General features: G+C 34.1%; 16 protein-coding genes and 3 pseudogenes. 5 read left to right on the forward strand and 14 right to left on the reverse strand.

Annotated elements, in window-relative coordinates; all coding sequences use genetic code 11:
• Nucleotides 1-244: 244 nt before the first annotated feature.
• From IGK81_RS11465 to IGK81_RS11495, 7 genes are all read right to left on the reverse strand, one after another.
• Complete coding sequence (locus IGK81_RS11465) at nt 245-1,249, reverse strand: DUF4767 domain-containing protein (RefSeq protein ID WP_002312618.1); 1,005 nt, start codon at nt 1,247-1,249, stop codon at nt 245-247.
• 70 nt (nt 1,250-1,319) lie between these two features.
• Nucleotides 1,320-1,616, reverse strand: a complete 297-nt coding sequence (locus tag IGK81_RS11470) for a hypothetical protein (RefSeq protein ID WP_002312617.1) — start codon at nt 1,614-1,616, stop codon at nt 1,320-1,322.
• Nucleotides 1,609-1,902 carry a Mor transcription activator family protein gene (locus IGK81_RS11475; protein ID WP_002296258.1) on the reverse strand — a complete coding sequence of 98 codons (294 nt, stop codon included), beginning with the start codon at nt 1,900-1,902 and terminating at the stop codon, nt 1,609-1,611. Before IGK81_RS11475 ends, IGK81_RS11470 begins: the two co-directional genes overlap by 8 nt.
• Nucleotides 1,903-2,047: 145 nt before the next feature.
• Nucleotides 2,048-2,599, reverse strand: a complete 552-nt coding sequence (locus IGK81_RS11480; RefSeq protein WP_002312616.1) for a DUF1643 domain-containing protein — start codon at nt 2,597-2,599, stop codon at nt 2,048-2,050.
• 173 nt (nt 2,600-2,772) lie between these two features.
• Entirely contained in the window at nt 2,773-3,072 is a 300-nt protein-coding gene (locus IGK81_RS11485; protein WP_002312614.1) for a hypothetical protein, read from the reverse strand.
• 26 nt (nt 3,073-3,098) lie between these two features.
• Nucleotides 3,099-3,407 carry a DUF960 domain-containing protein gene (locus tag IGK81_RS11490; RefSeq protein ID WP_002323668.1) on the reverse strand — a complete coding sequence of 103 codons (309 nt, stop codon included), beginning with the start codon at nt 3,405-3,407 and terminating at the stop codon, nt 3,099-3,101.
• Between the two features lie 116 nt (nt 3,408-3,523).
• A complete protein-coding gene (locus IGK81_RS11495) occupies nt 3,524-4,483 on the reverse strand; it encodes an IS30 family transposase (protein WP_002312610.1) in 960 nt (319 codons plus the stop codon).
• A 143-nt stretch (nt 4,484-4,626) separates the two neighbouring features.
• On the opposite strand from IGK81_RS11495, the gene IGK81_RS11500 reads away from it, so the two are divergent.
• A complete protein-coding gene (locus IGK81_RS11500; RefSeq protein WP_002312609.1) occupies nt 4,627-5,403 on the forward strand; it encodes a GntR family transcriptional regulator in 777 nt (258 codons plus the stop codon).
• A gap of 97 nt (nt 5,404-5,500) precedes the next feature.
• On the opposite strand, the gene IGK81_RS11505 is transcribed toward IGK81_RS11500, so the two are convergent.
• From IGK81_RS11505 to IGK81_RS11530, 6 genes are read right to left on the reverse strand one after another with little or no spacing between them, the layout of a single operon-like run.
• Nucleotides 5,501-6,148 carry an HAD family hydrolase gene (locus IGK81_RS11505; protein WP_002298781.1) on the reverse strand — a complete coding sequence of 216 codons (648 nt, stop codon included), beginning with the start codon at nt 6,146-6,148 and terminating at the stop codon, nt 5,501-5,503.
• Nucleotides 6,148-6,978: a PTS system mannose/fructose/sorbose family transporter subunit IID gene (locus tag IGK81_RS11510; protein WP_002312607.1), complete on the reverse strand. Its 831-nt coding sequence runs from the start codon at nt 6,976-6,978 to the stop codon at nt 6,148-6,150. The genes IGK81_RS11505 and IGK81_RS11510 overlap by 1 nt, the downstream gene beginning before the upstream one ends.
• Nucleotides 6,978-7,727 carry a PTS mannose/fructose/sorbose/N-acetylgalactosamine transporter subunit IIC gene (locus tag IGK81_RS11515; RefSeq protein WP_002298779.1) on the reverse strand — a complete coding sequence of 250 codons (750 nt, stop codon included), beginning with the start codon at nt 7,725-7,727 and terminating at the stop codon, nt 6,978-6,980. The genes IGK81_RS11510 and IGK81_RS11515 overlap by 1 nt, the downstream gene beginning before the upstream one ends.
• A 13-nt stretch (nt 7,728-7,740) precedes the next feature.
• Nucleotides 7,741-8,205, reverse strand: coding sequence for a PTS sugar transporter subunit IIB (locus IGK81_RS11520; protein ID WP_002298777.1), 465 nt, complete (start codon nt 8,203-8,205; stop codon nt 7,741-7,743).
• 49 nt (nt 8,206-8,254) lie between these two features.
• A complete protein-coding gene (locus tag IGK81_RS11525) occupies nt 8,255-8,716 on the reverse strand; it encodes a PTS sugar transporter subunit IIA (protein ID WP_002312606.1) in 462 nt (153 codons plus the stop codon).
• A complete protein-coding gene (locus IGK81_RS11530) occupies nt 8,698-9,672 on the reverse strand; it encodes an SIS domain-containing protein (protein WP_002298774.1) in 975 nt (324 codons plus the stop codon). Before IGK81_RS11530 ends, IGK81_RS11525 begins: the two co-directional genes overlap by 19 nt.
• Before the next feature lie 225 nt (nt 9,673-9,897).
• Here IGK81_RS11530 and IGK81_RS11535 point away from each other — a divergent pair.
• From IGK81_RS11535 to IGK81_RS11545, 3 pseudogenes are all read left to right on the forward strand, one after another.
• Nucleotides 9,898-11,343 (forward strand): annotated as a pseudogene (locus IGK81_RS11535) (IS1182-like element ISEfa7 family transposase).
• Nucleotides 11,344-11,466: 123 nt separating this feature from the next.
• Nucleotides 11,467-11,802 (forward strand): annotated as a pseudogene (locus IGK81_RS11540) (transposase); the annotation flags it as partial.
• Nucleotides 11,803-11,897: 95 nt separating this feature from the next.
• A pseudogene (locus IGK81_RS11545) lies at nt 11,898-13,059 on the forward strand (IS3 family transposase).
• On the opposite strand, the gene IGK81_RS11550 reads toward IGK81_RS11545, so the two are convergent.
• Nucleotides 13,043-13,636: an IbrB-like domain-containing protein gene (locus IGK81_RS11550; RefSeq protein WP_002287856.1), complete on the reverse strand. Its 594-nt coding sequence runs from the start codon at nt 13,634-13,636 to the stop codon at nt 13,043-13,045. The pseudogene IGK81_RS11545 and the gene IGK81_RS11550 overlap by 17 nt on opposite strands.
• Nucleotides 13,637-14,028: 392 nt before the next feature.
• Between IGK81_RS11550 and IGK81_RS11555 the strand changes: the two genes are divergently transcribed.
• On the forward strand, nt 14,029-15,465 hold the full coding sequence (locus tag IGK81_RS11555) for a hypothetical protein (protein WP_002287854.1): 1,437 nt from the start codon (nt 14,029-14,031) through the stop codon (nt 15,463-15,465).
• Nucleotides 15,466-15,606: the final 141 nt, after the last annotated feature.

Below are 15,606 nucleotides of genomic sequence, written 5' to 3' on the forward strand. Positions count from 1 at the left end.
TATAACTAAATTCTATAACATTAGAAGAAATTTTAAATACCTTTGATAAAAAATATTGATGTTTTTTCTCTCATTGTTTACAAACTAGATAGCTTATGTATTCTTATTAAAAATAATAGATATTTCGAACATCATCACTCTCATCTACTTAATTTCGCATTTTTACTTTATAAAAAAACTGATTCTAAGAAAATTAAATAATTTTTCTCAAAATCAGTTTTTCTTTGATAAATAATATTTTCAATTATTTAATCATTTGAAAATTGTTAGTCATTCCAATACGTTGAGAAATTCTTCCATCTGTATAAACACGGAATTGTTTTCCACCAGCCATTGTTGTATTTCCATTATCATCCGTTACAATATTAATTGAATAGTAGCTTCCATTTTCATCTTGCATTAGATCTTTCATATATTCATTTGTGCTAATTAAATTAGTATTTGATGCATTTTTATCAGGAGAATCATACAACCATAAAGCTTTATTATTTAGTACAGTTTCTTTAGCAGCTTCCCAACTTGAAATTGCTGAGCTACTTGTAGATTGTGTCGTTGTAGTTGTTGCTTGTTGAGTAGATTCTTCTACTACTGGAGTTTGAGGAGTTTGTCCATTCACAATATCAATGAAACCTTGTTTTAACTGTTGGTTCTGAGTTTCATTGAAGTACATGTAGTTTTTATCATTGCCTTGATTTTGTTGCGTTAAATAAACTTTAGGTTGTCCATTTTGAAAGCCAAAGAAATATACATGCTGCCCTAAATATTCTCCAGTTTCTACATCAGAATAAACTGCTACTAAATTGAAATCTGCATGACCAGTTCCATCTTCTGACCATTGTACGGTAACTGGTGCTTCATTGATTGCCATTTTCCAATTTCCATCAATAACTGCACTTGGTAAAGGCGTACCATACAGACTTACATTGTTCTGAGGATTGTAGCTTTTATATTCTTGACCTAATGTCTTTCCCCATTGTGGGACAAAAATTGCTAGTTGAGTAGATTTCTCACTATCCCACAAAGTATTTTTAACCTCTTCAGAAGAAGATTCAATGATTGAACTTTCACTTGTACTTGCTTCCACAGATTGTTTCATTTCTGTTGTAGTTTGTTCAGTTGATTGCGTTTTACTTTTTTTAGCCTCAATTGTTGTATCAGTTTCTACAGTCTCTTTAGTCCTCGTATTCTCAGATGTACAACCAGTGAATAAAATCCCCATTCCAATTAGTAATAACAACCATTTTTTCATTTTATTTCCCCCTTTCAATTTCTCCCTCGCGTACTTATTTTATCAGTCAATTAATCTCAATGGTGTTCATTTAGTTAATCCTTTCCCAAGAATGTCGATAGCCAGCATGACAACGATCTCTTCCTTGAGGGCTTTCAGATGGATTAAAACTAGTAGAAATTTCCCTTCCACATCCTCTACAGCGATAAGTTCTCATTATTTTTGGGCTATTAGTATTATTTTTCTTAGTTAGAGCTATGAGTCCAACTATGATTACCCCAACTGTCTTAATTACTTTTCCTTTATCTATATTCGGATGCGCAAGCATATATTTATATAACCAATATCCACCGTAAATTAAACCACCTAATACAATCAGCTTAGCCATGTACTCGTCTCCTTTCTTTTTGTTTAATTACTTTTTGAATCCATCTTGCAGAGAAACCATAAACTTCTGTCAATTGACGGATATCTACAGTTTTTTCCTGTTCTATCATGTTTTCGATTCTTTTTCTAACTAACTCACGATCGTACATTTTCATTGGAAAAGAAATCTGTTGCCCTCGAAAAGCAAGATAAAATTGATAGAGCAATTCTGAATCCAGTTCCATTTCCTCAAAAAAGTCATTCATACTTTTATAAGAGTTACTCAAACAAGTTTCATCAATCTCCATCTACACACCCCCTGTTATTTTTTACATAATGAAAATAGCATATTACTGGGTACATTGATAATTCATATAACATGTATCATCACATGTATTTTTAAAGTCAAAAAGCATGTAAAACTACTTATAAGTAACATAAGAAAATAAAATGTTATTTTTCTTGAAATAATAATTGACTATCTGCCAATTGCCATTCATTACGAACATGAATACTTAGTGGGTGGGATAACTTACCTTCTGCATTTATCAATACTTTGGTCATCTTTTTTTGTTTCGCACTCAATTGATCGTAAATGGTCTTCGCTTGTTCATAAGCCACTTGACTCGTCGCTGTAATCGAACCACAAGCAAAAATAATGGTGTTGATTTTCTTTTCTGTGAAAACAGTTGTTAATATTTCCAAAGATTGTTCATCATTTCCACGAGGAAATACCCGAGGACTTTTCGCTTTTGTATACGAAAAAAGATTCACAGCAATAAAACCAGTAAATCCTAATTGTCGGATATTCTTTTCGATTAATAACATACTCAAATCATTCGTAAATGGTTCTGTATCTGTTGGACGAATAGTAATGACTACCGCTAATTTATCTTCCGCTTCTTTTCCTTTGATCGCCCATTGTCGTTTGAAAACATAGCGATGGGTATGATGAGGATCTCGCCAAACTTCTGTTTGTGTGGTCACTAATTCTTTTTCAATCATCTCTTTTTCTCCTATGCTAATTTTTGTTCAAGCAATTCAATCACCATTGCCGTTATAAGTGTCAATACTAGTTGAAAATATTTCATATTCTTTCTCCTTTTTTCTTCAGAATTTGATGAATCGCTGTAAGGATATCTTCTAAACATTTCGCAATCATTCTCAAATAATCGATCTTATTCATTCGTTCCTCCAATCTGACTCCAAACCAATCGTCCTTCTACCAGTAACCCACGAACAAATTCTCGCTGGCTGGTAATATCTGTAATGAAATAAACTACATAGTCTTTTCCATCTTCTGGTGCGCAATAAATATAAAGATGTGTCATCACTAAACGTGGTAGAGTAACATCTTCAGGAAGCATACCCATTTCAATTTCCTCTTTTTCCATCGTAACGGATTCATAGCCCCACTCTTCAGGAGTAGTGACTAGCTGTGCACACTTTTCCAGTACTTCGATAGCCGTTTCTAACAAGTCCTTTCGTTCCTTTCTTTTAGATATCAGTATTCTTCTGGTAATAACATCGTTTGATACTCACCCGAATCAATGACCCATATTTTTTGAGACACTGATTTCAAACGAAGCTTAGGTGAAATCAGATACTCTTTTCTTGCTTCTGGTTCTTCTTGACGATGAACCAACTTTTGATTTCCTTTTTCCGTAGAAAATTCAAAGATTTGAAGATAGTCTAAATGAAATTGCTTTTGAACGTTTTGATCGATTAGATTCCAACATAAAGCTTGTAATTCCACCGGCAAACTGTCCATTACTCCCTTTGTGACATAACGTTGTCCTTTATTTTGAAACATTTCTTTTCCCTCCTTTGCCATAAAAATAGCCCAATCTTCTATTAAAGAAGATTGGGCTTCATGGATATAATATATATTTGATATTCAATTTGATTCATTTTATACTATCTGATTTGTCAAATTAAGCTAGACAATATGTCTTTATCTATGCAGCTCAAAAATACTTCCAATGGTGTTCGATAATTTAATGATTTTCTTGGAATATGGTTTCTTTTCGAGGCAACGGATTGAATAAAGGTTTCATCCGTGTCCCTAAAGTCCATTGTTTTAGGTAAGCCATCTCGTCTAAGCAAGCCGTTTGAGTGCTCATTTAGCCCTCTTTGCGAAGGTGTTCCTGGATCTGCGAAAAAGATGGCAATATCGTTCGAGTTACTTATAGATCGCCAGTTGGAAAATTCTTTTCCACAATCAAATGTCATGGATTTAAACAAGTGTTTAGGCATGGATTTGAACCAATCATTTAACCTGTTTTCGATATCTTCGGCTCGTCTGCCTGTCGGTTTCAAAGTAATAATAACCTTGGATAAACACTCAACCAATGTAATAACAGCGCTCTTGTGTTTAACTCCCACAATGGTGTCGACTTCGAGATGACCAAATTCTTTAGTCAGGTGTGGATAGAGACTGTTCCGTTCATGAATCGTTCTGCGAAAGGCCTGTTTTCCACGCTTTTCTTGATGATTATTCGGTTTACGTTTCCCCTTCATAGGTAACGACTGTGTGTCAAAAAGGCCTTTTTTAAACATCCGATAGAGTGTACGAACAGAACAATCAATTGGAAACTCGCCACGGCCGATAATCACATCGGGTGACCATCCTTGAGCTACCTTTTCTTGAACATATGTTGATTGTTCATCAGATAAAACGGTTGAACGTCGTCCACAACGAGATTTATTTTGTTTGTATTGACGGTAATAATCTAGCACTTTTTTTCCTTGTTTGAGAAACGAATAAACATTATAAATGGTTTGTCTAGAGCGATTTAAACTTTGTGCGACAAGAGCGACAGGTTTCTCGATATTGAAATAAGACTCTATGATTACTAGTTCGTCTGTTGTAAGATGGGTGTAAGTCATTTGTACTCACTCCTTATTAATTCTTTGGTCGGAACTATTTTGAGTGTAGCACAAATGATCTTTTTAGTTGTCTAGCTTAATTTTACAATCGACGTTTTAATAAATTGTGATATAATGAAGTATAACTTTTTAGGGAGTGTACTATGAATTTTCAAGATAATAGACCATTATATTTACAAGTAGAAGCTTCTATACGTAACGATATTCGTGAAAAAAAATATCTTCCAGGAGAGCAATTACCTACAGAAGAAGAATTATGTAAAATTTATGGAGTAAGTAAGATTACCATTCGAAAAGCTTTTAAACTTTTAGCAGAAAGTGGAACAGTTGAACGATTAAGGGGGAAAGGGACCTTTGTAACTCAAAAAAAAGAAAGTTTAAAATTAGCTGGAGTTCATGGATTTAGCGATTCTCTTTCTACCCGAGGACATAAAATTAGATATACTGTTTTACATTCTAAAATTATAAAGGCTGATGAGTTTTTAGCTAATAAATTACAAATCAATGTAACTGATAGAGTTTACAATATTAAACGTTTAATGTGGGAAGACGGTGCCCCGATGGGAATTGATAATTTTTTCGCATCAGAAGAAAAATTTCCAACTTTATTTGAAAAAGGTAGCCAATATACTTCATTATATAAACTTCTAGAAGATGACTATGATGTCAAAGCTACGAGCTCTATTATGGAAATAAACGGTTTATCTGCAACACCTGAGCTTTCCGACTTATTGCAATGTATAGTAGGAGATCCGCTATTTATTTTAGAAAAGGTTGGCAAAGATAAAAATAATCAACCATTTCATTATTCTCAATCCACAGTTCGTTGTGATAGAATTAGTTATGTTATTGAAGTCACAGAAAATATCACTTTAGATACGGTGCATAAAAATGATTCAGATCCTAAAGTAATAGATTGATATTAAAAGAAATCATACCCAAAGCAATCAATTTTGATTAGATTTGGGCATGATTTTTATTTTTACTAATATTCTCTAAATACATCAAAAAACTTATTTATATTCCAAATTTCACCTGTACTTCTTGTCGCAGATATTTAATATCGTAAATAACATCATCTGCTAGACTTACATCTTGAGAAAAACGTTTATCTTTAATTGCAAGAACCTTCATATTTGCTCTTTTACCAGCTTTTATACCATTATAAGAATCTTCTATCACCAGACATTCTTCAACTGGAATTCTGAGCTGTTCTGAAGCTTTAAGGAATATAGTAGGATTAGGTTTACTTTCTGGCAAATCTCTTCCGCTAATTAAACAATCAAAATATGACTCTATTTTACAAGTGGTAACAACTTCATTTATAGTATCCATTGGACTGGAAGAAGCAATTGCCATTTTTATTTTTTTCTTTTTTAACCATTCAAGCTGTTCAATTAGTATATTAGGAAAAATATCCAAGTAATCAATCTTTTGCGATTTCCAATATTTAGTAAATTTTCCCTTCAATTCTAAACTGTTACATCCCTCATTGTACTTTTCTATATCATCAAAAATACTTGCTGTAGTTCCAATCTTTTTTTGATAAGAATACAAAGGATAGCTTAAATTTTCTTGTTTTAAAAAATTAAATACCCACTTTTGATACATAATCTCGCTATCAATTAAAACTCCGTCCATATCAAAAATTAGAGCCTTAATCATTATAAGATACCTATTATACTTAAAACAAACCCTGCCAAAATACAACCTAATAAGAGCATATTTGTACTAACATTTTTCTTAATCAATTTATATATTCCCAAAGTACATACAAGTGGTAATAATCCAGGAATAATGGAATCAAGTAAGTCTTGTAAAACAAGTTCTGTTCCCCCTGTAGTGAATTTTAAAGGGGTGACAATTGGCACCATGCTAGCCACCATTCCACCTACTACAGCCAAACCAATGATAGAAGCAAATTGCATTACTCGATCCATAAGACCTTCTTGATACAATTTAGTAAGGTATTTATTGCCAGACTCATATCCTAATTTACCGCCGTAAAAAACAGCTAAAATAGAAGGTATAGCAAAAAGGCCAACAGCTAAAATCGGTCCTAAAATACTACCTTGCTTAGCAAAAGACAATCCAATCCCAAATGTAATAATTCTTAAAGTACCTTGGAAAAATGAATCACCAATTCCAGCAAAAGGACCCATTAAACTGGTTTTAATCATGGAGATAGATTCAGTATTAAAGTTTCCTTCTTCTGCTTGAGCATTTTGTTCTTCCATAGAAGCACAAAGTCCCATAATAAATGAAGTCATTTGAGGCGTACAGTTAAAAAATGCCATATGACGAGTATAAGCTTCTCTTTTTTTCTCTTCATCATTTTTATAAACTTTATTTAAAATTGGCGCCATCCCATACATAAATCCCATATGCATTTGTCTTTCATAATTCCACGAACACATGATTGTCCATGAACGAAGACACATCTTATTAAGATCTTTTTTTGTGATTAAACGTTTTTTTTCTGTACTATTTTCCATTAACCATGCGCCTCTTCTCTTTTTCCATATTTAACTTGATCCATTACAAAGGCAATCAGAGCTGCAAAAATTGTCACGCCAATTAGTGAAAGACCTGAATAGGCAACAATAAAGAATCCAAAAATAAAGTAAGGATATAATTTTTTACTCAACATTGTGCTTAATAGCATTGCAAACCCTAATGCGGAAAGCATATTTCCAGAGACAGTCAAGGCGTCTGTAATCATTTCTGGAATTTTATCTACTAAATCTGCCACAACGTCAGCACCAAAATATACTGTTAAAAAGATTGGAATAAAGTAAACAAAAGCATTAAAAATAAATGACCAATAAATATGAATAATTTGAGCTTTTCTAAATTTATTATTTTCAATGGCTTTATCTGCAGCATGTCCAAATTGAGCAATTATCATGCGCATGATAATACTCATAAATTCACCAGCTACAGCCACTGGGATAGCTATTGTTAAGGCTGTTTCTGTACTACTATTAGTTAAAATTGCAAAAGCAGTGGCAATAATACTACCAAGTTGCATATTAGGAGGTCCAGCCGCCCCAATTGAGACGAATCCCATAGAAATTAATTCTAAAGATGCCCCAAGAACAATCCCTGTATGCAAGTCACCTAGCACAAGTCCGGCAAGTGTACTCAAAATTAGTGGTCTACCAATATTTTGTCGACCAATTAACCTGGAGTCAATAACAGCTACCACACCAACTAAACCTAATAAAATGGCTTTTAATAACATTTATTTTCCCCCCTTACTTACTAAAATCTACATTTTCAATACTTGAAGATGGGACTTGTTGCACAAATATTTTCACTTCTTGATCAAGAATTTTTTTTGTGGCTTCTAATTCTTCAGGAGTTAAAAAGACTGCCTTTCCATATTGTTTGGACTCGCTTTTCTTAGACACACCGCCAAAATTAATTTCTTTAATTTCTGGTAAATTTTGAACTAATTCAAAAGCTTCCTTAGGTCCTTTAATTAAAATCATGTAATTATCATTTGGGGATGTTTCCATAATCCCTTTAACATCACTAATTTTAACAATGTCTAATTTGCAATCAGCAGGTTTAGCAATTGTCAAAGCCATCACAGACATTGGATCTCCTGGAACTTTGTTATCAGCCACAATAATATGGTTAATATCATACTGTTTAGTCCAAGAAAATATTACTTGTCCATGAAGTAATCTGTGGTCTACACGCACTAATTTAATCATTCTATTTCCTCCTTCAATTTTTAAAATTTATAGAATAGAAATTGCCACCTTAACTGACATCTTTTAAAAGCGAATTAATATGAACCATACTTTTTTGAGAGTTATTCAGTAATTCCTTAAAATCTATTTCTTCTATAGATTTACCAGCTGACTGGGCCATTAATAACTCCAGTAAAAGAGGTAAATTAATCCCAGCAATAATTTGAATTCTATTGTTGTTCAACTGTTTAATAGAAACATTATTAGGTGTTCCTCCAATTAAATCCGTTAAAATAATTAGAGGTTGCAAATGATGCTGACTAATTATTTCTTTCATACTCTCCTCAAAATCATCTGGACTAGTATTTTCTTTAAATGGAACAGCACTAATACCTGTGGCGTCATTCATTAAAATTAATTTTGTTGCCTTTAAATAACCCTCACAAAGGGTAGAATGTGTTGTAATCACAATGTGAAATAATTGATTTGCCATCTTTTGCAACCTCCTATTAATTAATATTTCATTTGCCACATATAGCGTCTAACATCTAAGGAATGGCCTCTTTCAAAAGCAATCGCTTCTACCATTTGGCGAATAACAACGCCACTAAGTACAGCTGCAATATATTCTTTCGCTACACTATCTATAGATTCTAAGTCAAAATCAGCTTGGTCTAAAACCATTAATTTATTACTGAATTTTTTAGTGAAGTCTTCTACCCGTTGATCTAAAAATCTTGTATCTCCAATACTTTTCACTAAGATGAATGGTACATCATAATCAGTGATTTCAAAAGGACCATGGAAAAATTCCCCAGAATGAATAGCATTAGAATTAATCCATTGCATTTCCATGAACCAGCAAGCTGCTGTGGAGTAAATTTCTCCGTAATTGATACCGCTACCAATTGTGTAAATAATTTTATCTCGTTTTTGGTTTTTACCCCATTCTTTAGCAGTTATTTCAAATTTGCTCTTTTCAGCAATAACAAGATCATTTAACTTATCAAATTCATTCAAGCAAGTTTCCCATTTTTTAGAGCCATCTAAAACAAGTAAAATATTAAATAATAAACCATAAAGAATTCCTTTATTTAAATCACTAGCATCAACATCTTTACCCCAATCATAGTGAACAGGATATTCAGCTGCTTCCCATAGAGGAGATCCTTCTTCATTAGATAAACAAATAGTCATTGCTCCAAATTCTCTTGCTTTTTTTGTTGCTTCTACAGTTTCTGGTGTTGTGCCAGAATGGGAACAAGTGATAACTAAAGAATTTTCAGATAATCCTTTTGGTATAGCATAGTTAAATTCGTTAGCAGTATAAACATGACAAGGTACAGTTAATTCTTTATCAAATAGATATTGACCAGCCATTAAAACGGCTTGTGAACCCCCACATGCTGTAAAATATACATGATCAATTGTCTTTTCCTTTAACGCTGCCATTGCTGTTTCAATCTGTTCTTTGTGTAGTTGTCTCATTTCTTTATCCCTCACTCTAATAAGTATTATAAAGTCATATAACTTTACAATACCTATTATCTATGAAATTGCTTTATTTTGCAATACTATTTTTCAAAAAAATTTTTTTATAACAATTTTATATAATAAAATGCCAGACTGTAGACAAAGTCCATTTTATGGATGATGTCTACAGTCTTTTCTTTTATAATAGATTTATGAAAACGAATGCAAGGAGTGATAGCTATGATGTCTAAAAACAATACGAATGGTAGAAATCAATTTGCGATGCTTACGATTGATGATCTAGTTCCTCAAGATCATCTCGTTCGAAAGATTGATGCCGCGCTTGATTTTGAATTTATTTATCCAATCGTCGAAGCCACTTACTCCGATTTAGGTCGCCCAAGTATCGACCCAGTGATTCTGATCAAATTGGTGTTTATTCAGTATTTATTCGGTATCCGTTCCATGCGACAAACCATTAAGGAAGTCGATACCAATGTCGCTTACCGCTGGTTTTTAGGCTACTCCTTCGAAGAGAAAATCCCCCATTTCTCAACTTTTGGAAAGAATTATGTTCGCCGATTTAGAGAAACGACGGTGTTTGAGGATATTTTTGCCTATATTTTAGAACAAGCAGTTAAAGCAGGTTTTGTAACAGAGGATAATTTTCATCTAGATTCTACCCACATCAAAGCTAACGCCAATAAACATAAGTTTACGAAAGAAATGACCCATGATGAAGCGAAAGCCTATCAGGATGAATTAGAAGATGAGATCAATCGTCAACGAATAGAGGCTGGAAAACGCCCTTTTACTTTGGACTTAGAAAAGGAAGTGAAGCTGAAAGAAAGAAAAATAAGTAAAGCTGATCCGGAAAGCGGCTACTACGTCAAAGGCGAACAAGAAAAACAATTTGCTTATTCTGCCCATACTTCATGCGACGACAATGGATTTATTCTTAGCACAATCATCACTCCTGGAAATATTCATGACAGTTAAGTCGCCTTTCAGCTCGTCAAACAATCGAAGAGACTTTTTCCTGAAATCAATTGTGTTGTCGCTGATGCTGGGTATAAGACACCTAAGTTTGTTCACTTTTTGACTCATTTGAACCTTCGACCTTGTTTGCCTTATTCAAGGCCCAAAGGGAAAAAGGGGCTATTATCAAAAAATGAGTTTCTCTATGACGAGTATTTTGATTGTTATATTTGTCCGCAAGATCAAATGCTCGCTTTTTCAACGGTTACTCGAGAAGGGTACCGAGAATACAAATCCAATCCAAAAGAATGTGTGAACTGTCCTCTGCTAAACCAATGTACCAAAAGTAAAAATCATCAACGAGTCATCACGAGACATGTTTGGGGAGATCTGATGGATGAAGTGGAACATCTTCGCCTAACAGATCTGAATAAATCAATTTACAAAAAACGGAAACAAACGATTGAACGAATATTTGCGGATGCAAAAGAAAAGCATGGGATGCGTTGGACCAAGTATCGAGGCTTGGAAAAAGTCGCGACGCATACGATGCTAGTGTTTGCTGCAATGAATTTAAAGAAATTAGCCACCTGGCTATGGAAAGGCAAGGAGCCTTTATTTTTTTGTTCAAAAATTCGAAACGAAGTAGATAAAAAGCTGTTCCAAGCTCGAGTTACGAGTTTGGAACAGCTTTTGTCTACAGTCTGAATTTTATATAATAAAATGCAATACTTTTCGAGAGTGTAAAATATTTTGTGTAAATAGAAAAAAGGAAGTCCCTTCTGTAGAATAGAGTTACCACAACACATTCACAGAAAAGAGGACTTCCATATGAACGATTTTACTACAGAAATTCTAAAGACTCTAGCGAACAAAGGCGATTTGAATGAATTATTCCGTGTCCATTTGGAAAAAGCTGTCAATACGCTTCTCAAAACGGAGTTAACGGCTTTCCTCGATTACGAAAAGTACGATCGCATTGGTTTTAACACGGGTAATTCTCGTAACGGCTCCTATGACCGTACGGTCAAGACCGAGTACGGGGAACTTCATCTCCAGATTCCGCGCGACCGCAACGGCGAGTTCAAGCAACAGACTGTTCCTGCTTATAGACGGACGAATGATACCTTAGAGGAGACCGTCATTCACCTCTTCCGAAAAGGTATGGATAGGCTACAATTAACTAGTGGATAGGCTACAATTAACTAGACAGAAAAATTAAGGTGTGTAGACTAGAAGAAAACATACCAGGAGGAATTTTTATGTCTAAGAGAACACGAAGAACTTTTTCACAAGAATTCAAGCAACAAATCGTCAATCTTTACTTAGCTGGAAAGCCACGTGTAGAAATCATTCGAGAATATGAACTAACAGCTTCAGCATTTGACAAATGGGTAAAGCAATCTAAAACGAGTGGTTCATTCAAAGAAAAAGATAATCTTACGCCTGAACAAAAAGAATTGTTAGAACTACGTAAAAGAAACCAGCAATTAGAAATGGAAAATGATATTTTAAAGCAAGCAGCGCTGATATTCGGACGAAGAGACAAGTAATCGATGCGAATAAGCATCTTTACCCTATATCAGCGATGTGCAGAATATTAGGTCTATCACGTCAGTCCTATTATTATCAATCAAAACCAAAGAAAGACGAATCAGAACTTGAAGAAGTAGTCGCTGAAGAATTTATCCGCAGCCGAAAGGCCTACGGCTCAAGAAAAATAAAAAAAGCCTTATCAAAACGAGGCATTCAGATCAGCCGACGAAAAATTAGTAGAATCATGAAAAATAGAGGATTAAAATCGAGCTATACTGTTGCTTATTTTAAAGTACATCATTCTACTTGCAATGAAGCCAAAACGACAAACGTATTGAATCGTAAATTCTTAAGAGACAACCCATTAGAAGCGATCGTAACAGACTTGACTTATGTACGAGTCGGGAAAAAATGGAATTATGTCTGTTTCATTTTGGATCTGTTCAATCGAGAAATTCTCGGCTATTCTTGTGGAGAACATAAAGATGCCGTTCTAGTAAAAAAGCATTTAGCCGTATCAAACAACCTCTGACAGAGGTTGAGATTTTTCATACTGATCGTGGAAAAGAGTTTGATAACCAAGCTATTGATGAATTATTAACAACTTTTGACATCAATCGATCATTGAGTCATAAAGGCTGTCCTTTTGATAATGCCGTAGCTGAATCAACTTATAAGTCGTTGAAAGTAGAATTTGTCTATCAATACACATTTGAAACCTTACAACAATTGGATTTGGAGTTATTTGACTATGTAAATTGGTGGAACCACCTTCGGTTGCACGGTACACTTGGCTACGAGACACCGGTTGGTTACCGTAACCAGAGATTGGCGCAGCGAATCCTTGATAATGAGCTCGGATGTGCTAACGCTAGCGAGGCAGTCTAACTTTAACTGTTAGCTCCTGCCGAAGATCGTCACATCCGAGGAGGCTCATTGTCAAGGACAATCGGAATAGCATACGGAAAGAAGTTCTGCACCTTATAAAATTTGTCAAAAAAACTGTTGCCATTCCACCAGACACTTGCTTAAAGCGAAAAATTTCTTCAATGTCCATGCCTAATTCTTTGGATATTCTCTTGTCTGACCATCCATTTTTTACTAATCTTTGGATGACAATTTCCATTCCTCTTATTTCATGGGTCCCTCTTGCACGATTGTGTCGAATTGTTGAAGCCATACGTTCTTCTATGGGTTTATCAATAACTGTTACCGGTACAACTTTTAAGTTGAGTCTTTCCTTAGCAACACGATACCTATGAAGCACATCAACCAAGATATACTTCTCTTCTTTTTCCTTGTAATAACAAACTAATGGTTGAGTAAAGCCATCTTCAATGATAGAAAGCTCCAATAAGTTCATTTCCGGAGACGCTACTCGATTGGGATTATAATCGTTCGCCTGTATTTTGGTAATTGGAACAAGCCGAACGTCCATCACAGGGAAAGTTATGTCTTTATTCATACGCTTGTATACCCTACTTTCTTAAAAAGTAGGGTATACTCAAGAATCCGATTAATTATCTTCTCAATTTGGATAATATATCTCATCAGTCTTCTTGTCACTTTATCAACATGATTTTGCTGCAAAATGGGATACCGACAGTACTGGACTGGTAATCAGGATAAAAGCAAAAATAATTAATTTGTATCCTAAAAAATCCATAAAAATTCTCTCACATTTTCGGGTATTAATTCGAGAATCACACCTATAAATTTATTACTATATAAGGGATACTTAAACCAAATACCCCATCTAATTATTTTATAATTTATATTTTTGATTCAATATATTACAGGACTATTCCGATTGGTAGAGTTATAATAGTTATGTATAAAATGACTAGGAGGAGTACTATGTTGGAAACCTATCTGGAGAAAAGTATTTTTCGTCAAGTTTACATTTGTGAGCAATTACACGAAAAAGGGACCATTCAGATTCGCGAAATAGCAGATCAATTGAACGTTTGCCCACTCACTGTCACTAACGACTTGGAATGCATTACCGACATACTCCATCAGCAAATTATTTCAGTGGAGAAATCTAGAAGTAGCTTTACAGTCGCATTCGACTCTTCGTTTTCGAGGTTGGCACTCACTCAACTCATCTATCAGCGCTCTGACTTTTTCAATGTACTAGGACATTATTTATCAGGGGAACACAATTGGAGTAATATAGCTGATACTACCTTCATTTCGTTAAGCAAAGTTTACAACTTACGAAATGAGTTGATTAATTTTTTTAAACAAATGCAGTACTTAAATGCTGATGGCCATTTTGAAATTCCTGAAAAGGATTATCGAAGTTTGTTACTAACGATAATCTATGAGACAAATCGGACAGAGTTGATCCAGCTAAATAAATCAATTATTCAAAGCGGTCAACAATTGATTGATTATGTAGAAAAACATTTTTTTTCAAGAAGTTACCCTACAGTTGAAAAACAATTTATTTTATTAGGTATCGCTATCGGTTTGCAGAGATCTAAGACTAACCCAATATATTTTAGTCAGGAAGAAAAAAGAGTTGCCCGACATACTCCCTTGTTTCAGCTAATACAGAAAGGATTAGAGCAACTTTCTTTCTCTTTATGTCATGACGAAGATGAATGCCTTTATATCTACTTTCTATTCAACTCTAGAAATTATCTATGCGATAACTTTGAATTGTTACAAAAAGACTTGAACGTTGTTTATCAAAACCATGTAGCAGATAACCCTTTGGTGATTGAGCTCAGTCAAAAACTTATCTTATCTCTGAATATATCTGAAGAAAATCAGATACTTTTTGATAAAGCACTTCTCCCGTTTATCCGCTCACTTTGGGCTGATATTCAGATATTTCAACCTGATAAGACTTACTTGTTAAATGAAGAGCAACGCGCTTTGTACTTAGAAGTTCATGAAATTCTTGAACAATGGCGAAAACAAAACAATTTATTTCTGCGTTGGAATGAGAATTCTATTCGTAAACTAACCATTAGTTTAAGTCTTTTAAATGAGCATAAACGGAAATCTCCAATTGAAGTGTTCATAGTAGCTCCGTCAGACTTTAGGTATTTATACTATCGACAACAGTTAGAAGACATTTTGGGAGAACACTTTTCTATTAGTAATATCATTTGTAAACAACTTAGAGAAATAGTAGACGACACTTTCTTTTGTACTCAGCGGATTATACTTTGCGATAGTTCTTTATACCAAGAAGGCTTAGGTAGTGAGAAAACAATTATATATCCGATTACTTTTCAAACAATTCATACTGTTATCGATCAATTGAACAAGCAAATTTGACTGAACTACTTACAATAAGAGTAATGATGAATAGAACAACAGCTAAGATTGAGAGTGTAACAAATGAATATCATATATTTATTCAAATAGATTTAAGGAGCTGTGTGGTAATCACAACTCCTTTTATTAGTTAATTAACTT

The organism is Enterococcus sp. DIV0703, assembly GCF_051711065.1.
In the GTDB taxonomy this organism is placed as follows: domain Bacteria; phylum Bacillota; class Bacilli; order Lactobacillales; family Enterococcaceae; genus Enterococcus_B; species Enterococcus_B hirae.